Raw genomic sequence first — 20,387 nt, 5'->3', positions numbered from 1 at the left:
TTCGCTGCTTTAGATGAAGAATGCCCAGGTCGCTTGTCGCAACCTGGGCATTTTTTTGTCCACAAAAATTGTCCGGCAATAGAACAATTTCATCTGCCCCCATAGGCACCCGGCCGCCTTCATGCTTAACTCACTGTCCTTTTCAAACCCAGCATAAGGATTTCGTCATGGCTCAAGTGACTCTCAAAGGCGGCCCGGTTCAAGTCAACGGCGAACTGCCGAAAATCGGCGCCCAGGCTCCGGCATTCTCCCTGGTCGGTGAAGGCCTGGCTGACAAGTCGCTGAAGGACTACGCCGGCAAGCGCAAAGTGCTGAACATCTTCCCGAGCGTCGACACCCCAACCTGCGCCACCTCCGTGCGCAAGTTCAACGCTCAGGCCAATGATGTGGCCAACACCGTGGTGCTGTGCATCTCCGCCGACCTGCCGTTCGCCCAGGCGCGTTTCTGCGGTGCCGAAGGCCTGGAAAATGTTAAGAACCTGTCGACCCTGCGTGGCCGCGAGTTCCTCGAGAACTACGGCGTCGCCATTGCCGACGGCCCGCTGGCCGGCCTGGCTGCCCGCGCCGTGGTGGTGCTGGATGAAAACGACAACGTGCTGCACAGCGAACTGGTTGGCGAAATCGCTGACGAGCCGAACTACGATGCAGCGCTGGCAGTACTGAAGTAAGGGTTGCGGGGCAGGGCGGCTGAGTCCTGTGGTGGCCTCTTCGCGGGTGAACCCGCTCCCACAGGTAAAGCACAGCTTTTGAAATCTGTGCGGTACCTGTGGGAGCGGGTTCACCCGCGAAAGGGCCAGTCCAGGCAACCGAAACCTTTCAGCCCGCCACTCCTCCAAGCAACACCCTGTAACGGCCCGGAACGCTTTCCGGGCCGTTTTCATTTAAAGTTCAGCGTCTTGGCAACGTCAGCCAAAGGTAAACCTCTGGTAAAGGCCCTTTGCTAAAACGATACCATTGCTTATCGTTCATCCTCCCCAAGCCGCCATTCCGAACAAGGTTCGTTCAACCCATGCAAGTGTCCAATTCCCGTTCCCCCCGTCGCTGGCTCGTCGGCCTGCTGATCCTGCTGCTGGTGGCTGCACTGGCCTGGTGGCTGTGGCCTGCAGCAACGCCTGCGCATAAAGAAGCCGGCGGCGGCGGGCGCGGTGGCAAGGGCATGGGCATGATGGGTGGCCGCCCAGGGTTCGGCGGCTCCAGCGAAGCGGTGCCGGTACGCGTCGAACCGGTACGCGTAGGCGACTTCCCCCTGTATTACAAAGCCCTGGGCACCGTCACCGCCACCAATACGGTGAATGTGCGCAGCCGCGTGGCTGGCGAACTGGTGAAGATCCACTTCAAGGAAGGCCAGCAGGTCAAGGCCGGCGACCTGCTCGCCGAAATCGACCCGCGCTCGTACCGCATCGCCCTGCAGCAGGCCGAAGGTACGCTGGCGCAAAACCAGGCGCAGCTGAAAAACGCCCAGGTGGATGTAGCCCGCTACAAAGGCCTGTACGCCGAAGACAGTATTGCCAAGCAAACCCTCGACACCGCCGAAGCGCAGGTGGCGCAGTTCCAGGGGCTGGTCAAGACCAACCAGGCACAGGTCAACGACGCTCGCCTGAACCTCGACTTCACCCAGATCCGTGCCCCGATCAACGGCCGCGTGGGCCTGCGCCAGCTCGACCTGGGCAATCTGGTTGCGGCCAACGACACCACTGCATTGGTGGTGATTACCCAGACCGAGCCGATCAATGTCGCCTTCACCCTGCCGGAGACCGAGCTGAGCACCGTGCTGGAACGCTACCGCAGCGGCGCCAGCCTGCCGGTCGAGGCCTGGGACCGCAGTGACAGCAAGTTGCAGTCCACCGGCGTGCTGGGCAGTATCGACAACCAGATCGACACCACCACCGGTACCCTCAAGTTCAAGGGGCGCTTCGAGAACAAGGACCTGGCCCTGTTCCCCAATCAGTTCGTCAACGTGCGCCTGCTGGCCGATACCCTCAAGCAGGTGGTGTTGGCCCCGGCAGCGGCCATCCAGTTTGGCAATGACGGCACGTTTGCCTATGTGGTCAACGCCGAAAACACTGTGAATGTTCGCAAGCTCAAGGTCGGCGCCAGCGATGGCGAGAACAGCGTCATCCTCGAAGGCCTGAAGGCCGGCGACCGTCTGGTGCTGGAAGGCACCGACCGCCTGCGTGAAGGCACCAAAGTGGAAGTGGTCGAAGACAGCTCGCAAGTGCCGACCACCCCGGGCCAGCATCTCCAAGGGCAGGACACCAAGGGCGCGGCGCACACCGGTGAAGCACAGCCAGGCAAAGCAGCAGGCAAGGCGGGCGCATGAACCTCTCGCGTCTGTTCATCCTGCGGCCGGTCGCCACCACGCTGAGCATGCTGGCCATTGTCCTGGCCGGCCTGATCGCCTACAAGCTGCTGCCGGTCTCCGCTTTGCCGCAGGTGGATTACCCGACCATCCGCGTCATGACCCTGTACCCCGGCGCCAGTCCGCAGGTCATGACCAGCGCCGTCACCGCACCCCTGGAGCGCCAGTTCGGCCAGATGCCTGGCCTGGAGCAAATGGCTTCGACCAGTTCCGGTGGTGCATCGGTGCTTACCCTGCGCTTCAACCTCGACATGAACATGGACGTTGCCGAGCAGCAGGTGCAGGCTGCGATCAACGCTGCCAGTAATCTGCTGCCCAGCGACCTGCCTGCGCCGCCGGTGTACAACAAGGTCAACCCGGCTGACACCCCGGTGCTGACCTTGGCCATTTCGTCCAAGACCATGCCGCTGCCCAAGCTCAATGACCTGGTCGATACGCGCGTGGCACAAAAGCTTGCACAGATCAGCGGCGTAGGCATGGTCAGCATTGCCGGCGGCCAGCGTCAGGCGGTACGCATCAAGGTCAACGTGGACGCCCTGGCGGCCAACGGCCTGAACCTGGATGACGTGCGCACGCTGATCGGCGCCTCGAACGTGAACCAGCCCAAGGGCAATTTCGATGGCCCCACCCGGGTGTCGATGCTCGATGCCAATGACCAGCTGCGTTCCCCCGAGGAATACGCCAACCTGATCCTGGCTTACAACAACGGTGCCCCACTGCGTCTGAAGGATGTGGCGGAAATTGTCGATGGCGCCGAAAACGAGCGGCTGGCCGCCTGGGCCAACGAAAACCATGCGGTGCTGCTGAACATCCAGCGCCAGCCTGGCGCCAACGTCATTGAAGTGGTCGACCGTATCAAGGAACTGTTGCCGTCGATCACCGACAACCTGCCGGCCGGCCTCGATGTGTCGGTGCTGACTGACCGCACCCAGACCATCCGCGCCGCGGTCAAGGACGTACAGCATGAACTGCTGATTGCCATTGTCCTGGTGGTAATGGTTACCTTCGTCTTCCTGCGCCGTTTCAGCGCTACCCTTATTCCGTCGATTGCCGTGCCACTGTCACTGATCGGCACCTTCGGCGTGATGTACCTGGCCGGTTTCTCGGTGAACAACCTGACGCTGATGGCCCTGACCATTGCCACCGGCTTTGTGGTCGACGATGCCATTGTCATGCTGGAGAACATCTCCCGGCACATCGAGGAGGGCGAGACGCCCATGCAGGCGGCGCTCAAGGGCGCCCGGCAGATCGGCTTTACCCTGATCTCGCTCACCTTCTCACTGATTGCGGTACTGATCCCGCTGCTGTTCATGGCTGACGTGGTCGGCCGCCTGTTCCGCGAGTTCGCCATCACCCTGGCAGTGGCCATCCTGATTTCCCTGGTGGTGTCGCTGACCCTGACGCCCATGATGTGCGCGCGCTTGCTCAAGCGTGAGCCCAAGGAAGAGGAACAAGGCCGCTTCTACCGCGCCAGCGGCGCCTGGATCGACTGGCTGATCAAACACTACGGCAACGCCCTGCAGTGGGTACTCAAGCACCAGCCGCTGACCTTGTTGGTGGCGGTGGCCAGCCTGGTGCTGACCGTGTTCCTGTACATGGTAGTGCCGAAGGGCTTCTTCCCGGTGCAGGACACCGGCGTGATCCAGGGTATCTCCGAAGCACCGCAGTCTACCTCGTTCGCCGCCATGAGCGAGCGTCAGCAGGCCCTGAGCAAGGTGATCCTGCAGGACCCTGCCGTGCAAAGCCTGTCGTCCTACATCGGCGTCGATGGCGACAACGCCACCCTCAACAGCGGCCGCCTGCTGATCAACCTCAAGCCTCACGGCGAGCGCGACGCCACCGCCAGCGAAGTGATCAGCCGCCTGCAGCCGCAACTTGACCGGCTGGTGGGCATCCGCCTGTTCATGCAGCCGGTGCAGGACCTGAGCATCGAGGACCGGGTCAGCCGAACCCAGTACCAGTTCAGCCTGTCATCGCCGGACGCCGACCTGCTGGCGCAATGGAGCGGCAAGCTGGTGCAGGCGCTGCAGCAACGCGCGGAGCTGGCCGACGTCGCCAGTGACCTCCAGGACAAGGGCCTGCAGGTGTACCTGGTGATTGACCGCGATATGGCCAGCCGCTTGGGCATCAGCGTGTCGCAGATCACCAATGCCCTGTACGACGCCTTCGGCCAGCGGCAGATTTCTACCATCTACACCCAAGCCAGCCAGTACCGCGTGGTGCTGCAGTCGAAGGACGCTTCAGTGATCGGCCCGCAGGCGCTGGAGTCGATCCACGTCAAGGCTACCGATGGCGGCCAGGTGCGGCTGTCGGCGCTGGCGCGCATCGAGCAGCGTCAGGCCCAGCTGGCCATTTCCCACATTGGCCAGTTCCCTGCAGTGACCCTGTCGTTCAACCTGGCCCATGGCGCCTCGCTAGGTGAAGCCGTGCAGGTGATCGAGCAGGTGCAGAAGGACATCGGCATGCCGCTGGGGGTGCAAACCCGCTTCCAGGGGGCTGCGGAGGCCTTCCAGGCGTCGCTGTCGAGCACCTTGCTGCTGATTCTGGCGGCGGTGGTGACCATGTACATCGTGCTGGGCGTGCTGTACGAAAGCTACATCCACCCGGTGACCATCCTCTCGACCCTGCCGTCGGCGGCGGTGGGGGCCTTGCTGGCCTTGCTCATCAGCGGCAACGACCTGGGCATGATCGCCATCATCGGCATCATTCTGCTCATCGGCATTGTCAAGAAGAACGCGATCATGATGATCGACTTTGCCCTTGAGGCCGAGCGCCACCAGGGCATGAGCCCGCGCGATGCGATTTACCAGGCGGCGCTGCTGCGCTTCCGGCCGATCCTGATGACCACCCTGGCCGCGCTGTTCGGTGCGGTGCCGCTGATGCTCGCCACTGGTTCCGGCGCCGAGCTGCGCCAGCCGCTGGGCCTGGTCATGGTCGGCGGGTTGCTGGTCAGCCAGGTGCTGACGCTGTTCACCACCCCGGTCATCTACCTGTATTTCGACCGCCTGGCCCGCCGCTGGCGCCCGGGCACAGACGTGAAGCAGGCCGAGGCATGAACCTGTCCGGTCCTTTCATCCGTCGCCCGGTAGCGACCATGCTGCTGAGCCTGGCGATCATGCTGCTGGGCGGGGTCAGCTTCGGCCTGTTGCCTGTGTCACCGCTGCCGCAGATGGACTTCCCGGTAATCGTGGTGTCGGCCAATTTGTCCGGGGCCAGCCCGGAGGTCATGGCCTCCACCGTGGCCACGCCACTGGAGCGCAAGCTGGGCAGCATCGCCGGCGTGACCACCTTGACCAGCAGCTCCAACCAGGGCTCCACGCGGGTCATCATCGGTTTCGAGATGGGCCGCGACATCGACGGCGCGGCGCGCGAGGTGCAGGCAGCGATCAACGCCACCCGCAACCTGTTGCCCAGCGGCATGCGCAGCATGCCCACCTACAAGAAGATCAACCCGTCGCAAGCACCGATCATGGTGCTGTCGCTGACGTCGGACGTGCTGCAGAAAGGCCAGCTGTACGACCTGGCCGACACCATCCTGTCGCAGAGCCTGGCCCAGGTATCGGGGGTAGGGGAGGTGCAGATCGGCGGCAGTTCGCTGCCGGCGGTGCGCATTGCCGTCGAGCCGCAATTGCTCAACCAGTACGGTGTGTCACTGGACGATGTGCGCACGGCCGTGGCCAACGCCAACCAGCGTCGGCCCATGGGCTTTGTCGAGGATGCCGAGCGCAACTGGCAGGTGAGGGCCAACGACCAGCTGGAAAGCGCCAAAGATTACGAGCCGGTGGTGATCCGCCAGCAGAACGGCACCATCCTGCGCCTGTCCGACGTGGCGAGCATTACCGATGGCGTGGAGAACCGCTACAACAGCGGTTTCTTCAATGACCAGAGTGCGGTGTTGCTGGTGGTCAACCGCCAGAGCGGTGCCAACATCATCGAGACGGTCGACCAGATCAAGGCGCAGTTGCCCGCCCTGCAGTCGTTGCTGCCGGCCAGTGTGCAACTGAACGTGGCGATGGACCGCTCGCCGGTGATCAAGGCCACCCTGAAGGAAGCCGAACACACCCTGCTGATCGCTGTGGTGCTGGTGATCCTGGTGGTGTACCTGTTCCTCGGCAGCTTGCGCGCCTCACTGATACCCAGCCTGGCAGTGCCCGTATCGCTGGTGGGCACTTTCGCGGTCATGTACCTGTGCGGGTTCTCGCTCAACAACCTGTCGCTGATGGCGTTGATCCTCGCCACTGGCCTGGTGGTGGACGACGCCATCGTGGTGCTGGAGAACATCTCGCGGCACATCGAGGACGGCCAGCCGCCGATGAAGGCGGCCTTCCTGGGGGCCAAGGAAGTGGGCTTCACCTTGCTGTCGATGAACGTGTCGCTGGTGGCGGTGTTCGTCTCCATCCTGTTCATGGGCGGCATCGTGCGCAACCTGTTCCAGGAGTTCTCGATCACACTGGCGGCGGCGATCATCGTGTCGCTGGTGGTATCGCTGACCCTCACGCCAATGCTGTGCGCCCGCTGGCTCAAACCACACCAGGCCGAGCAGACCCGCCTGCAGCGCTGGAGCGACAACGTCCACCAGCGCATGGTCAACGCCTACGACCGGAGCCTGGGTTGGGTCTTGCGCCACAAGCGCCTGACCCTGCTCAGCCTGCTGGCGACCATTGGTATCAACATCGCCCTGTACGTGGTAATACCCAAGACCCTGATGCCACAGCAGGACACCGGCCAGCTGATGGGCTTTATCCGCGGTGACGACGGCCTGTCGTTCACCGTGATGCAGCCGAAGATGGAAATCTACCGCCGCGCCTTGCTGGCTGACCCGGCAGTGCAGAGTGTGGCCGGTTTCATCGGTGGCAACAGCGGTACCAACAATGCCATGGTGTTGGTGCGCCTCAAGCCGATCAGCGAGCGCAAGATCGATGCGCAGAAGGTGATCGAGCGGCTGCGCAAGGAAATGCCCAAAGTGCCCGGTGGTCGGCTGTTCCTGATGGCCGACCAGGACCTGCAGCTGGGTGGCGGCGGGCGTGACCAGACCTCGTCACAGTACCTGTATACCCTGCAAAGCGGCGACCTGGCGGCTTTGCGCCAGTGGTTCCCCAAGGTGGTTGCGGCGCTGCGTGCACTGCCGGAGCTGACCGCCATCGACGCGCGTGACGGCTCCGGTACCCAGCAGGTGACGCTGGTGGTCGACCGTGACCAGGCCAAGCGCCTGGGCATCGACATGGACATGGTGACCACGGTACTGAACAACGCCTACAGCCAGCGGCAGATTTCCACCATCTACGACAGCCTCAACCAGTACCAGGTGGTGCTGGAAATCAACCCGAAATACGCCTGGGACCCGAGCACCCTTGAGCAAGTGCAGGTGATTACTGCGGACGGCGCCCGCGTGCCGCTGTCGACCATCGCCCGTTACGAGAACAGCCTGGCCAATGACCGGGTCAGCCACGAAGGCCAGTTCGCCTCGGAAGACATCGCCTTCGACGTCGCCGAGGGCTACAGCCCCGACCAGGCCATGGCGGCGGTGGAGCGTGCAGTGGCCAAGCTCGGCCTGCCCGAAGAGGTGATCGCCAAGCTTGGTGGTACGGCCGATGCCTTTGCCAAGACCCAGCAGGGCCAGCCCTTCATGATCCTTGGCGCACTGCTGCTGGTGTACCTGGTGCTGGGCATTCTTTATGAAAGCTACATCCACCCGCTGACCATTCTGTCGACACTGCCTTCGGCAGGGGTCGGTGCCTTGCTGACGCTGTATGTCACCGGTGGCGAATTCAGCCTGATCTCGCTGCTGGGGCTGTTCCTGCTGATCGGTGTGGTGAAGAAGAACGCCATCTTGATGATCGACCTGGCCTTGCAGCTGGAGCGTCACCAAGGTCTGTCGCCGGAAGAGTCGATCCGTCGGGCCTGCCTGCTGCGCCTGCGACCGATTCTGATGACCACCCTTGCAGCCATCCTTGGCGCCTTGCCGCTGCTGCTGAGCCATGCGGAAGGCGCGGAAATGCGCCAGCCGCTGGGCCTGACCATTATCGGTGGCCTGGTCTTCAGCCAGGTCCTCACCCTTTATACGACGCCGGTGGTCTACTTGTACCTGGACCGCCTGCGCCACCGTTTCAACCGTTGGCGCGGCGTGCGCACCGACGTCGCCCTGGAAACCCCGCTATGACTTTCGCCCAGACCCCACTTCACCGTGCGCTGCAAGCGTTGACCAAAGGGCGAGGCTCGCGCCTGCTAGGCGCCGGGCTGTGCGTGGCCTTGCTCAGTGCCTGTACCTTGAGCCCGGACTACCACCGCCCCGAGCTGAACAGCACGGCGGCGCAGTTCAAACACGCCGAAGGCTGGACCCAGGCCACGCCGTCCGATGCCATCGCCCGCGGCGCCTGGTGGGAAATCTACGGCGATGCAGGGCTCAATGCGCTGGTTGAAGAGCTTAACCGCAGCAACCAGACCGTGGCGCAATCGGAAGCGCAATACCGCCAGGCCCAGGCGCTGGTGCGCAGCAGCCGTGCAGCGTTGTTCCCAAGCCTGGACCTGAGCGCAAGCAAAAACCGCTCCGCCCAAGGTACCGGCAGCTCCAGTTCCAGCCTTTCCAACAACAGCAGTGGTATTCGCAATACCTACAACGCCCAGCTCGGTGTCAGCTGGGAAATCGACCTGTGGGGCAAGCTGCGCGAAACCATGAATGCCAACGAGGCCAGTGCCGAAGCCAGCTTTGCCGACCTCGCCTCGATCCGCTTGAGCCAGCAATCAGAGCTGGTGCAGAACTACCTGCAATTGCGGGTTATCGATGAGCAGAAACGCTTGCTGGAAGCCACCGTGGCAGCCTATGAGCGCTCGCTTCGAATGACCGAAAACCAGTACCGGGCTGGTGTCTCCGGGCCGGATGCCGTGGCCCAGGCCCGCACCCAGCTCAAAAGCACCCAGGCTGACCTGATCGACCTGATCTGGCAGCGTGCGCAGTTCGAGAACGCCATCGCTGTGCTGCTGGGCAAGACCCCGGCCGACTTCGCTCTGGCCGACAGCAAGGCCATTCCGGCATTGCCGCAAATTCCGGTTTCGCTGCCGTCGCAACTGCTGGAGCGTCGCCCGGACATCGCTGCTGCCGAACGCAACGTAATGGCGGCCAACGCCAATATCGGGGTCTCGCGGGCGGCGTACTTCCCGGACCTCAGCCTGAGCATGAGTGGTGGCTATTCCAGCAGCAGTTTCAGCAACTGGATCGAGTTGCCCAACCGGTACTGGTCGGTAGGCCCGCAGCTGGCGCTGACCCTGTTCGACGCCGGCAAGCGCAGCGCCGAGGTGGACCGCACGGTGGCGGTGTATGACCAGACCGTGGCCCAGTATCGTCAGACGGTGCTGGACGGCTTCAAGGAAGTGGAAAACCTGCTGGTGCAGTTGAAGGTGTACGGCGATGAAGCGGGGGTGCGTCAAGAGGCGCTGGATGCCGCACGCGAGTCGCTGCGCCTGACCGAGAACCAGTACCGCGCCGGGTTGATCGGCTACCTGGACGTAGTCAACGTGCAGACCACGGCACTGAGCAACGAGCGCAGCGTGTTGAACCTGCTGCAAGGGCGCCTGGTGGCCAGTGTGCAATTAGTGGCCGCATTGGGTGGCGGCTGGGATGCCGAGCAGGCGTTCGCCGAGCAGGACTGACCGGCACGTACAGGCCCTTGGAGGAGCGGCCTTGTGTCGGGATCGGGCCGCAAGGCGGCCCCGGCGATCTCTGTGTGCGCACCTGGTTTTGCAACCTCTGTGGTAGCGGGCTTGCCCCGCGAACACCGGCACAGCCGGTGCCATGCACCGCGTAAACCCCTTCGCGGGACAAGCCCGCTCCCGCAATGGCCATGGGCCTTATTGGATCCATTCCCATTCGCAAAAACCCCGTGCGTTTCGCTTAAGCTTGAGTACAATCGTCAGCTTTTGCCGGGCCCCCTGTCCCGTCGCTGGAATTCCCAATGCTGACCGGTAGCTACTCCTCTTCACTGGTGTTGATTTCGCTGTGCGTGGCGATTCTGGCGTCCTATACCGCCCTTGACCTGACTGGCCGCATCGCCACCGCCAAGGGCCGGGCTGCCTACCTTTGGATGGGCGGCGGCGGGCTGGCCATGGGCATCGGCGTGTGGTCGATGCACTTCATTGGCATGCTTGCGTTCAGCCTGCCCATCGATCTGGGTTACGACCTTGCCTTGACCGCGTTCTCGCTGTTGATCGCCGTGCTGTCCTCGGGGTTTGCCTTGTGGCTGGTGAGCCAGCCGAGCCTGCCGGGGCTGCAACTGGGGTTCGGCGCACTGATCATGGGGGCCGGTATCGCTTGCATGCACTACACCGGCATGGCGGCGATGCGCATGCTACCGGGCATCGATTACGACCCCACATTGTTCGGCGCCTCGCTGCTGATTGCCGTGGGGGCCTCGGCGGCGGCGTTGTGGATCGCCTTCCGTCTGCGCAGGCACACCCCTTATGTGCGGCAGATCCGTGGTCTGGCGGCGGTGGTGATGGGCATTGCGATCGTGGGCATGCATTACACCGGCATGGCGGCGGCGAATTTCCCCGTAGGCAGCTTCTGTGGTGCGCTGGGCGGCGGGCTGCAGGGCGACGGCCTCGTCTATCTGGTGCTGATCACTACCCTGGCGGTGCTGGCGGTGGCCTTGCTGACCTCGGTGCTGGATGCCCGCCTTGAGGCGCGCACAGCCGAGTTGGCCCGTTCGCTGACACTGGCCAACCAGGAACTGACCCAGCTGGCCCTGCACGACACCCTTACAGATCTGCCCAACCGTACCCTGCTGGCCGACCGCATCGAGCAAGCCATCGCCAAGGTGGCGGAGCAGGGCGGCTGTTTTGCCCTGATGTTCATCGACCTGGACGGTTTCAAGCCGGTCAACGATGCCTTTGGCCACCATATAGGTGACCTGCTGCTCAAGGCCGTAGCGGCACGCCTGCGCGGCCACCTGCACAGCCAAGACACCCTGGCGCGCATCGGCGGAGACGAATTCGTGCTGCTGGTAGAGCTGCACGAGCCTGACGATGCCATGGACGTGGCGGTCAAGCAGGTGAATCTGGTGTCGCGGCCATTTCGCGTGGCCGAGCACGACCTGCAACTGTCGGCGAGCCTGGGCATCGTCCTGTACCCCGGTAATGGCCAGGACCAACACGAACTGTTGCGCAATGCCGATGCCGCCATGTACCACGCCAAAAGCGCCGGCAAGAACGGCTACAGCTTCTTTGACGCGTCGATGAACAGCAATGCACGTCAGCAACTTCAACTGCTGCAGGACCTGCGTCAGGCGCTGGAACAACGCCAGTTCCGGTTGCATTACCAGCCCAAGTTCGACGCCCAGGCCTGCCTGCCGATTGGTGCCGAGGCTTTGTTGCGCTGGGAACACCCGCAGCACGGTCTGTTGCTGCCCGACCGCTTCATCGGCTTGGCAGAAAAGACCGGCCTGATCATCCCGATCGGTGAATGGGTGCTTGACGAAGCCTGCCGGCAGATGCGCCATTGGCTGGACCAGGGGCACGCGGGCTGGCGCATGGCGGTGAACCTGTCGGCCATCCAGTTCTGCCATGCAGGGTTGGTCGAGAGTGTGGCCCGGGCCCTGCGGGAGAACGGCCTGCCGGCCAATTGCCTGACCCTGGAAATTACCGAGACCACCGCCATGCACGATGCCGATGCCAGCCTGACCGTGCTGCAACGCCTGTCTGACATGGGCGTGGACCTGTCCATCGATGATTTTGGCACCGGCTACTCCAGCCTGATGTACCTCAAGCGCCTGCCGGCCAACGAGTTGAAGATCGACCGTGGCTTTGTGCGAGACCTGGAGCAGGACAGTGACGATGCAGCGATTGTCTCGGCAATCGTCGCGTTGGGCCAGGCGCTGGGCCTGCGCATCGTTGCCGAAGGGGTGGAAACCGACAGGCAGCAGGACTTCCTGACCCGTCTGGGTTGTGATTCGCTGCAAGGTTATCTGCTAGGGCAGCCGGTACCGGCCGAGCAGTTCATGGCCAAGTTGCAGGCGTTGCACCAGGACAAGAGCGCCGCAGGTTAGCCAGCGCTGCGCAAGGAGAGGGCGGGTATGAACGCGTCCATTTCCGCTTCGACGGCTTCGATGATGCGCTCCACATCGGCTGCGGCCATGATTGCGGCACACGGGATGCCGGCGATGGCCATCAGGGTTTCGCCGGTGGTGCGGTCGAACAGCCGCGCGACCATGCTGCGGGGCGCATCCATGTTGGCTTCGAAGCCCAATGGATGGAAGTGCCAGCGCATCACCTGGCAGGCGTTGGGGAACGTCATTTTGTTCATGCCAGCCTCCTTGTCCGTGCCTGGACGTGGTGAGCAGCCAGCCACACCCATGTGGCTGCCGGGAATGTAAACATAGCAGTTGCTACGGGTGATTCTCGGCTGCAAACATGACAAATGTAGCAATCCATGACTTGGCTCACATCCGTGGGAGCATGCCCATAAGCCAGCTGCATTCAGGCAAACGTTTACATCGCGCGATAGCAGCGGTTATCCGCGTCAAGCCGTACGTTTTCACGGGGTATCGGCGAAACACTTTTCGGACGAGCGGCAGGCTCACCCCAGCAGCCCGGCCGCGATGTTGATGGTGAACCCTAGGATCGCCGTATTGAACACGAAACCCACCAGCGAATGTGCCAGTACCACCCTGCGCAGTTGCCTGCCGGCAACGCCTACGTCGGAGGTTTGCACGGCCACGCTGATGGTGAACGAGAAGTAGTGAAAGTCCCAATAATCCGGGTTGCGCTCGCCGTCGGCGAAACGTAACGGTGTTTCATGGTTGCGTCCGGTGTAGAACAGGCGGGCGTAATGCAGGCTGAAAATACAGCCGATCAGCAGCCAGGAGCCGGCCACGGTCAGGCCGGTGTAAAGGTAGTGCAGGGCCAGTGCCGTGCCCTGCAAGCCTTTGCTGGACACCAGTTGCAGGGTGACCGCGGCGAGGCTGGCGATGGCAGCGATGCACACCGTGAGCAGCACCATGCCTGCGTTTTCGTCTTCGACACGGGCCACCCTGCGGACTTTTTCCGGGCTGGCGCCCCAGGTGAGGTACAGCACCAGCAGCAGGTACAGCCATACGCCGAGGTTCCAGCCGGCGAGGATGTGCTGGACGGTGTCACCGGCGGGGATCAGCCAGGCGCCGACAAGGCCGACTGCGGCGGCGATGCTCAGGCGGGGGTGGGTTCGGGTCAGGCGGTGAAAAGCCATGGGGCCTCATTTACTGGGGGGGTGGCTACTACTCTAGACCGTTTACGCGCTGTCTCTGCTTCACGCGCCTACAAGGGCACGGTGCACATGCTGATTCTTTGATGTCGCCCGTCGCGCGACATTGCAACTCTCAGTACACTGCATGCTCCAACACCAACATCCGTTGAACTCGAGGTTTTTGCATGACGCTCAGTCCTTTGGCAGGCAAGCCGGCTCCGGCAAGTGTGCTGGTCGATATTCCCCGACTGCTCACCGCCTACTATACCGGCCGCCCCGACGCTGCCGTGGCGGCCCAGCGAGTGGCCTTCGGCACCTCAGGGCACCGGGGCACTTCGCTTGAATTGAGTTTCAACGAATACCACGTGCTGGCCATCACCCAGGCCATCTGCCTGTACCGCCAGGAAAAGGGCATCGATGGGCCGCTGTTCATCGGCGCCGACACCCACGCACTGTCGGCGCCGGCCACTGCCAGCGCGCTGGAAGTGCTGGCAGCCAATGGTGTGCAGGTGATGCTGTCCAAGGACGACGAATACACGCCCACCCCGGCCGTATCCCACGCCATTCTTTGCTACAACCGTGGCCGCCAGCAGGGCCTGGCCGACGGCATCGTCATCACCCCGTCGCACAACCCGCCGCAAAGCGGTGGCTTCAAGTACAACCCGCCCAATGGTGGCCCTGCCGACAGCGACGTGACCAAATGGGTCGAGGCCAAGGCCAACGAGTTGCTGGCAGCGAACCTGGCAGGCGTCAAGCGCATGGACCATGCCCAGGCGCTGAAGGCGCCGACCACCCAGCGCCACGACTACGTGAGCAGCTATGTGGCGGACCTGGAAAACGTCATCGACTTCGACATCATCCGCAGCGCCAAGCTGCGCCTGGGCGTCGACCCGTTGGGCGGGGCAGGGGTGCGCTACTGGTCGGCCATTGCCGAACACTACAAGCTGGACCTGGAAGTAGTGAACACCGAGGTGGACCCGACCTTCCGCTTCATGACCGTCGACTGGGACGGCCAGATCCGCATGGACCCTTCCTCGCCATACGCCATGCAAGGCCTGATCGGCCTGCGCGAGCGCTTCGACGTGGCCTTTGCCTGCGATCCGGACCACGACCGCCACGGCATCGTCACCTCGGACGGCCTGCTGGCGCCGAACAACTACCTGGCCGTCGCCATCGACTACCTGTTCCGCCACCGCCCGCAATGGCGCACCGACGCCGCCGTGGGCAAGACCGTGGTGTCCAGCGGCCTGATCGACCGCGTCACCCAGCGCCTGGGCCGTGAGCTGTACGAAGTGCCGGTGGGCTTCAAGTACTTTGCCCAGGGGTTGTTTGACGGCTCGCTTGGCTTTGGCGGCGAAGAGAGTGCCGGTGCGTCGTTCCTGCGCCGTGATGGTTCGGTCTGGGCGACCGACAAGGACGGGCTGATCCCGGCCTTGCTGGCCGCCGAGATGACCGCCCGCACCGGTCGCAACCCGAGCCAGGCCTATGCCGACCTGACTGACGCGCTGGGCAAGCCGTTCGCCACCCGTGTCGAGGCCAAGGCCGATGCGCGGCAGAAGGCGTTGCTGAGCAAGCTGGCGCCGGAGCAGGTGAAATCGACCGAACTGGCCGGTGAGCCAATCGTGCAGATCCTCAGCCACGCACCGGGCAATGGCCAGGCGATTGGCGGGCTGAAGGTGATGACTGCCAACGGCTGGTTCGCCGCGCGGCCGTCGGGCACCGAGGACATCTACAAGATCTACGCCGAAAGCTTCATCGACGAGGCGCACTTGCAGCGCCTGGTACAAGAAGCGCAGGTGTTGGTGGATGCGGCGATTGCCTGACCGGTAACAAACCGCTTGGTGCTGCGGCGTAACGTAAATTAGAATTAATACTGTTTACGCCGCCGCAGGGCCATTCCATGATTGACGTTGCGCCGCCACCGGAGCCTAGCCTGCCTGCCCTGTACCGGGAGCACCGCAGCTGGCTTGAAACCTGGCTACGCCGGCGCCTGGGCAATGCCTGGGATGCCGCCGACCTCAGCCAGGATACCTTCCTGCGGGTGCTGGCCAGTGCACAGCCACTGGCAGACATTCGTGAGCCACGCGCCTACCTGCTCACGGTGGGCAAGCGGCTGCTGAGCAACTTCCACCAGCGGCGCAGCCTGGAGCGGGCCTACCTTGATGCCTTGGCGCATCTGCCCGAGCAGCACGTGCCCTCGCCCGAGCAGCGCTGGCTGTTACTGGAAACCCTGCAAGCCCTGGATGAGCTGCTTGATGGCCTGAAGGCGCCGGTCCGCAAGGCTTTTCTCTGGAGCCAGCTCGAAGGCCTGGGTTATGCCGAGATCGGCACGCGCCTGGGCGTGTGCGAGCGCTCCGTCAAACGCTACATGGCGCAGGCTTACGAACATTGCCTGCTGGCCGAGTTGCAATGACCACCCACTCCCCCGAAACCCGTGAAGCGGTGCGTGCTGCCGCCCGCTGGCTGGCGTTGCTGGATTCTGGCGACGCCAGCGAGACTGATTTGCTGCGCCTGGCACAGTGGCGGGCCAGCAACAGCCTGCACGAACACGCCTGGCAAAAGGCATCACTGCTGCGCGAGCGTTTTTCCGGGTTGCCCGGGGCGTTGGCCATGGCCACCCTTGACCGCCCGGACGCCGGCCGCCGCGCGCTGCTCAAGCAAGCCTTGGGTGTCGCGGCGCTGCTACCGGCCGCCTGGTTGGCAAGCCGGGAGCTGCCGCTCGAGGCCTGGACGGCCGACATGCGCACAGGGGTAGGGGAGCGCCGGCAGGTGCTGCTGAGCGATGGCACCTTTGTACAGCTGAACACCGACAGTGCGGTGGATATCGACCTGCGCGCGCGCCGGCTGGCGCTGTTGCGCGGCGAAGTGGCGCTCAGGGTACCCGATAGCCTGAGCCTGGCCGTGCAGGTGCCTTACGGGCAGGTTGCACTCAGCGCTGGCGACTTCAATGCAGGTGAAGTGTGCTTGCGCCTGGTCGATGAGGCCTGCCGGGTTTCAGTGGTCAAGGGGCTGGCCAGCCTGCAGCCACTGCGTGGCGCGGCCCAGGTGCTGCAGGCCGGGCAGCAGGCCAGTTTGCAGGTGGCTGGCGTCGGCCCGGTTACCGCCCTGGACGAATGGCTGCTGGGCTGGCGCGAAGGCGTGCTGCGCCTGGATGACCGCTCCTTGGGCGAGCTGTTGCATGAACTGCGACGGTACCGCCCCGGTGTGCTGCGCTGGGCCCCGGAACTGGAACAGCTCAGGGTCACCGGCACTTTCCGCCTTGACGATACTGATCGGGTGCTGGCCTTGCTTGCCGCCAGCCTGCCGTTGCAGGTACAGGCACGCACGCGTTTTTGGGTGAGCCTAGTTGGGCGAGAAAATCGTGCATGAGGCTGTCCCCTTTTTTTCACTCGCCGGTCATTACCGGTAGAAGAAACTAAAGGGGAGCCTTGTTCAATGCCTGCAGTAATGTCTTGCCGCTTGCGCCCACTGGTGCGCGCAGTGCGTCCGTTGTTTGCCATGAGCCTGTTGTTGTCTGCACCCACCTGGGCTGATGAGGCGGAGCGACGTGCCTATCAGGTACCGGCCGCCAGCCTGGGCGCCGCGCTTACCCGGTTTGCCGACCAGGCCGGCGTCAGCCTATCGCTGGACCCGGCACTGGTCCAGGGCCGGCAGAGCAATGGCCTGTCGGGTCGCTACAGTGTCGAAGAAGGGTTCTTGCAGCTGCTGAGTGGCAGCGGCCTGCAATTGCTGCCCGTGGGGGAGGGCGCTTTCACTCTGGTACCGGCACCCCAGGCGGGTGGCGCGCTGGAAATTGCCCCTACCAGCATTGTCGGCGGCCTGGCGGCAGCCGGTGAAGCACAGCCATATGCCGGTGGGCAGGTTGCGCGCCAAGGTGCACAGGGCCTGCTTGGCGCACGCGATTTCATGGAAACCCCGTTCAGCATCACCAGCTACACCAGCGAGCTGGTGAAGAACCAGCAAGCACGCACCTTGGGCGAGCTCATCGCCACCGACCCCTCGGTGCGTGCGACCAACCCGGCGGGTGGGCGTTTCGAGCAGTTCACCATTCGCGGCTTCAGCCTGTTCAACAGTGACGTGGCGTACAACGGCCTGTACGGCATCTTGCCGACCTACTCGATCGACATGGAAATGGCCGACCGGGTCGACATCATCAAAGGCCCCAGCCAGTTGATCAACGGCATTTCGCCGCGTGGCAGCGTGGGCGGCGGTATCAACGTGCAGCCCAAGCGGGCCGGCGACAAGCCGATCACCGAGTTCACCGGCAGCTACGCGTCGGCTGGTCAGGCAGGCGGCGCGGTGGACGTTGGTCGGCGCTTTGGCGAAGGCCAGCAGTTTGGCGTGCGCTTCAACGGTGTGAAGCAGTCGGGTGATACCGAATGGGACCACCAGCGCGTCGAGCGCGAGATGGCGGTGCTGGGCCTGGATTTTCGTGGCGAGCGCCTGCGGTTGTCGGCAGACCTCGGCCACACCCAGCGTGACACCGATGCGCCGCAAGAGCGTGTGCTGGTCGGTGCCAACGCCAGAGTGCCGGATGCCAACGATGTACGGCGCAACTATGCCCAGGCCTGGAGCAAGGCGCGCACCAACGACGCCTTTGGCGCACTGCATGCCGAGTACGACGTCAGCGAGTCGCTGCTGGCGTATGGTGCAGTCGGCGCGCGCAAAAGCAACCATGACTTCCTGCGGCACAACGTGTCCATCACCAACGATGCCGGCGACTTCAGCGTGCAGCCTCGGGATTTTACCCGCGATGAAACGGTGCGCACCGCCATGGCGGGTGTGCGCAACTGGTTCCACACCGGGCCTGTCAGCCACGAGCTGAACCTGGCCGCCACCTACTTCTACATGGACTTCACCAACGGCGGCGCCCGCTATGCTTCGGCGCCCAGTAACCTCTACAACCCGATAGCGACGCCGACACCGGGTACGCCGACGCGCATCGATCCAGAGGTCTACACCGAGAACCGCTTCTCCGGCGTGGCGCTGGCCGACACCCTCGGGTTTTTCGATGACCGCCTGCTGCTGACCCTGGGGGCGCGCTGGCAGCGGGTGCAAGTGGATGACTGGAGCGACGGCGTCAAAGGCGACACCGCCTACGATGAAGAAAAGGTCTCGCCTTCTGGGGGCGTGTTGCTCAAAGTCACCGATCAGCTGTCGCTGTACGCCAACTACATGGAAGGCCTGAGCCAAGGCAAGATCGCACCGTCGACCTCGATCAACGAAGACCAGATCTTCCCGCCTTTCACCAGCCGCCAGGTCGAGGTAGGGGCCAAGTACGACCTGGGCCAGGTCGCCTTTACCGCCAGTGCCTTCCGCATCCGCCAGCCGGCGTACGAAACCAACGCCACTTCGCGGGTGTTCGGCCCCAATGGCAAGCGTGACAACCGCGGTATCGAGTTGAGCGTGTTCGGTGAACCCATGCAAGGGGTGCGGGTGCTGGGCGGGGTGATGTACATCGACAGCGAGCTGACCGATACCGTGGGTGGCGCCGTTGATGGCAACCGCGCGCCGGCCACCCCCGAGTACAACGTCAACCTCGGCGCCGAATGGGATGTGCCGGGGGTGCACGGCCTGACCCTGACGGCGCGGGGCATTCACTCCAGCTCGCAATACCTGGACCAGAACAACAGCAAGCAGATCGATGGCTGGGAGCGTTACGACCTGGGGGCGCGTTATGCCTTCAACGTGGACGCTACCGAGGTTACCTTGCGGGCCAGTGTCGAGAACGTGCTGGATGATCGCTACTGGAGCTCGGCCGGGGCCTCGGATGACAGTGAACCGGGGCTGACCCTTTCCACGCCGCGGACCTACCTGCTATCGGCAACCGTAGGTTTCTAGCTCAAACAGCCGGGGCTGCACAGCAGCGCCAATGGACTGATCAGCCTACATCGCCCGCCCAAGCTTTTGCGCCTGGCCCTGCAACACGCGCATCAGGTGCATCGCCGCATGCGACGGCGGCTCGAAGCGCGAATAGACAAAGCTGATGTCGAAGTGAATTTCGTCCGCCAGCGGCACCACCGCCAGGCCGCTGTCCTGCGCCACGAATTCGTCGATCACGCTGATGCCCATGCCTTGCTTGACCAGCGCCACCGCCTCGTTGGCATTGGTAAACGACAACAGCGACGGCAACTGCACGCCGTGCCGCTCGATGTGCCCGGCCAGCAGTTTGCCAAAGGGCATGTCGGGCCTGAACAGCAGCAGCGCATGGCCTTCCAGTTGCTGCAAGGTCAGCGAGGTATGCCTGGCCAAAGCGTGATCGGGTGGCATCACCACCACCATACGCCCGCGCATGAAGGCCTGCGAATGCAGGTGATCGTGTACCACGGGCAGGGCGGCAATCGACAGGTCGACCTTTTTCGACAGGATCTGGTTGGGCATCTCGCCCATCAGCGAGGTTTGCCACTCGATGTTCAGCGAAGGTGCCTCCCGTTTGAGTTGGGCCAGGGCAATCGGGATCACCACTGTGGACAGCGAAGCGCTGCACGAGATGCGCAGCTTGCGGTGGCCGCCTGCGCCCAGTGACAGGGCGCATTCGTTAACCTCCAGCGCCGCCTGGTACACCCGCTCGACTTCGCGGAACAGCACCTGCGCCTCGGCCGTGGGCACCAGGCGGTTGTTGATGCGCTCGAACAGGCGGTAGGTCAAACGCCCCTCTATGTACTGGATCAGCTTGCTGACAGCTGGCTGCGATACGTACAGCAGCTTGGCCGCCGCGCTGATCGAGCCGGTCAGCATCACCGCACGGAACACTTCCATGTGCCGCAGTTTGAACACCATGGGGCTCGTGTCTGCGCCTTCGTTGCCAAGCAGCAT

The 20,387-nt window shown here is 63.6% G+C and carries 13 protein-coding genes; 10 read left to right on the top strand and 3 right to left on the bottom strand.

Annotated elements, in window-relative coordinates:
- Nucleotides 1-167 precede the first annotated feature (167 nt).
- The 6 genes from tpx to OZ911_RS16095 all read left to right on the top strand — a co-directional run bounded on the left by tpx (nt 168) and on the right by OZ911_RS16095 (nt 12,396).
- Nucleotides 168-668, top strand: a complete 501-nt coding sequence (tpx, locus tag OZ911_RS16120; protein WP_016487454.1) for a thiol peroxidase — start codon at nt 168-170, stop codon at nt 666-668.
- A 341-nt stretch (nt 669-1,009) separates the two neighbouring features.
- Nucleotides 1,010-2,320 carry an MdtA/MuxA family multidrug efflux RND transporter periplasmic adaptor subunit gene (locus tag OZ911_RS16115; RefSeq protein WP_023047931.1) on the top strand — a complete coding sequence of 437 codons (1,311 nt, stop codon included), beginning with the start codon at nt 1,010-1,012 and terminating at the stop codon, nt 2,318-2,320.
- Entirely contained in the window at nt 2,317-5,415 is a 3,099-nt protein-coding gene (locus OZ911_RS16110; RefSeq protein ID WP_016487452.1) for an MdtB/MuxB family multidrug efflux RND transporter permease subunit, read from the top strand. The genes OZ911_RS16115 and OZ911_RS16110 overlap by 4 nt, the downstream gene beginning before the upstream one ends.
- Nucleotides 5,412-8,519 carry an efflux RND transporter permease subunit gene (locus OZ911_RS16105; protein ID WP_023047930.1) on the top strand — a complete coding sequence of 1,036 codons (3,108 nt, stop codon included), beginning with the start codon at nt 5,412-5,414 and terminating at the stop codon, nt 8,517-8,519. The genes OZ911_RS16110 and OZ911_RS16105 overlap by 4 nt, the downstream gene beginning before the upstream one ends.
- On the top strand, nt 8,516-10,006 hold the full coding sequence (locus OZ911_RS16100; protein WP_016487450.1) for an efflux transporter outer membrane subunit: 1,491 nt from the start codon (nt 8,516-8,518) through the stop codon (nt 10,004-10,006). The genes OZ911_RS16105 and OZ911_RS16100 overlap by 4 nt, the downstream gene beginning before the upstream one ends.
- A 302-nt stretch (nt 10,007-10,308) precedes the next feature.
- Nucleotides 10,309-12,396 (top strand): putative bifunctional diguanylate cyclase/phosphodiesterase, encoded by a 2,088-nt coding sequence (locus OZ911_RS16095; RefSeq protein WP_016487449.1) that lies wholly within the window; start codon nt 10,309-10,311, stop codon nt 12,394-12,396.
- On the opposite strand, the gene OZ911_RS16090 is transcribed toward OZ911_RS16095, so the two are convergent.
- Nucleotides 12,393-12,653, bottom strand: a complete 261-nt coding sequence (locus OZ911_RS16090) for a DUF1652 domain-containing protein (protein WP_016487448.1) — start codon at nt 12,651-12,653, stop codon at nt 12,393-12,395. The genes OZ911_RS16095 and OZ911_RS16090 overlap by 4 nt on opposite strands.
- A gap of 273 nt (nt 12,654-12,926) precedes the next feature.
- Complete coding sequence (locus tag OZ911_RS16085; RefSeq protein WP_023047929.1) at nt 12,927-13,574, bottom strand: DUF1345 domain-containing protein; 648 nt, start codon at nt 13,572-13,574, stop codon at nt 12,927-12,929.
- A gap of 182 nt (nt 13,575-13,756) precedes the next feature.
- Between OZ911_RS16085 and pgm the strand changes: the two genes are divergently transcribed.
- The 4 genes from pgm to OZ911_RS16065 all read left to right on the top strand — a co-directional run bounded on the left by pgm (nt 13,757) and on the right by OZ911_RS16065 (nt 19,412).
- Complete coding sequence (pgm, locus tag OZ911_RS16080) at nt 13,757-15,394, top strand: phosphoglucomutase (alpha-D-glucose-1,6-bisphosphate-dependent) (RefSeq protein WP_070086541.1); 1,638 nt, start codon at nt 13,757-13,759, stop codon at nt 15,392-15,394.
- Nucleotides 15,395-15,471: 77 nt separating this feature from the next.
- A complete protein-coding gene (locus tag OZ911_RS16075; protein WP_016487445.1) occupies nt 15,472-15,984 on the top strand; it encodes a sigma-70 family RNA polymerase sigma factor in 513 nt (170 codons plus the stop codon).
- Complete coding sequence (locus OZ911_RS16070) at nt 15,981-16,940, top strand: FecR domain-containing protein (protein WP_268968368.1); 960 nt, start codon at nt 15,981-15,983, stop codon at nt 16,938-16,940. Before OZ911_RS16075 ends, OZ911_RS16070 begins: the two co-directional genes overlap by 4 nt.
- A 66-nt stretch (nt 16,941-17,006) precedes the next feature.
- Complete coding sequence (locus tag OZ911_RS16065) at nt 17,007-19,412, top strand: TonB-dependent receptor (protein ID WP_145914084.1); 2,406 nt, start codon at nt 17,007-17,009, stop codon at nt 19,410-19,412.
- Nucleotides 19,413-19,457: 45 nt separating this feature from the next.
- Here the strand turns inward: OZ911_RS16065 and OZ911_RS16060 are convergent, their stop codons facing one another.
- Nucleotides 19,458-20,387: a LysR family transcriptional regulator gene (locus OZ911_RS16060; RefSeq protein ID WP_016487442.1), complete on the bottom strand. Its 930-nt coding sequence runs from the start codon at nt 20,385-20,387 to the stop codon at nt 19,458-19,460.

Source organism: Pseudomonas fortuita, from assembly GCF_026898135.2.
Taxonomy (GTDB): Bacteria; Pseudomonadota; Gammaproteobacteria; order Pseudomonadales; family Pseudomonadaceae; genus Aquipseudomonas; species Aquipseudomonas fortuita.
The sequence above is the reverse complement of the archived record's forward strand: the minus strand, read 5'-3'. Positions and strand labels throughout refer to the sequence as shown.

Bases quoted from the DNA above. Each gene is read 5' to 3' on its own strand.
- OZ911_RS16110 (WP_016487452.1), top strand. From the start codon at position 2,317: ATGAACCTCTCGCGTCTGTTCATCCTGCGGCCGGTCGCCACCACGCTG.
- pgm (WP_070086541.1), top strand. From the start codon at position 13,757: ATGACGCTCAGTCCTTTGGCAGGCAAGCCGGCTCCGGCAAGTGTGCTG.
- OZ911_RS16090 (WP_016487448.1), bottom strand. From the start codon at position 12,653: ATGAACAAAATGACGTTCCCCAACGCCTGCCAGGTGATGCGCTGGCAC.
- OZ911_RS16105 (WP_023047930.1), top strand. From the start codon at position 5,412: ATGAACCTGTCCGGTCCTTTCATCCGTCGCCCGGTAGCGACCATGCTG.
- OZ911_RS16075 (WP_016487445.1), top strand. From the start codon at position 15,472: ATGATTGACGTTGCGCCGCCACCGGAGCCTAGCCTGCCTGCCCTGTAC.
- tpx (WP_016487454.1), top strand. From the start codon at position 168: ATGGCTCAAGTGACTCTCAAAGGCGGCCCGGTTCAAGTCAACGGCGAA.
- OZ911_RS16100 (WP_016487450.1), top strand. From the start codon at position 8,516: ATGACTTTCGCCCAGACCCCACTTCACCGTGCGCTGCAAGCGTTGACC.
- OZ911_RS16085 (WP_023047929.1), bottom strand. From the start codon at position 13,574: ATGGCTTTTCACCGCCTGACCCGAACCCACCCCCGCCTGAGCATCGCC.
- OZ911_RS16060 (WP_016487442.1), bottom strand. From the start codon at position 20,387: ATGCTGCTTGGCAACGAAGGCGCAGACACGAGCCCCATGGTGTTCAAA.
- OZ911_RS16065 (WP_145914084.1), top strand. From the start codon at position 17,007: ATGCCTGCAGTAATGTCTTGCCGCTTGCGCCCACTGGTGCGCGCAGTG.
- OZ911_RS16095 (WP_016487449.1), top strand. From the start codon at position 10,309: ATGCTGACCGGTAGCTACTCCTCTTCACTGGTGTTGATTTCGCTGTGC.
- OZ911_RS16115 (WP_023047931.1), top strand. From the start codon at position 1,010: ATGCAAGTGTCCAATTCCCGTTCCCCCCGTCGCTGGCTCGTCGGCCTG.
- OZ911_RS16070 (WP_268968368.1), top strand. From the start codon at position 15,981: ATGACCACCCACTCCCCCGAAACCCGTGAAGCGGTGCGTGCTGCCGCC.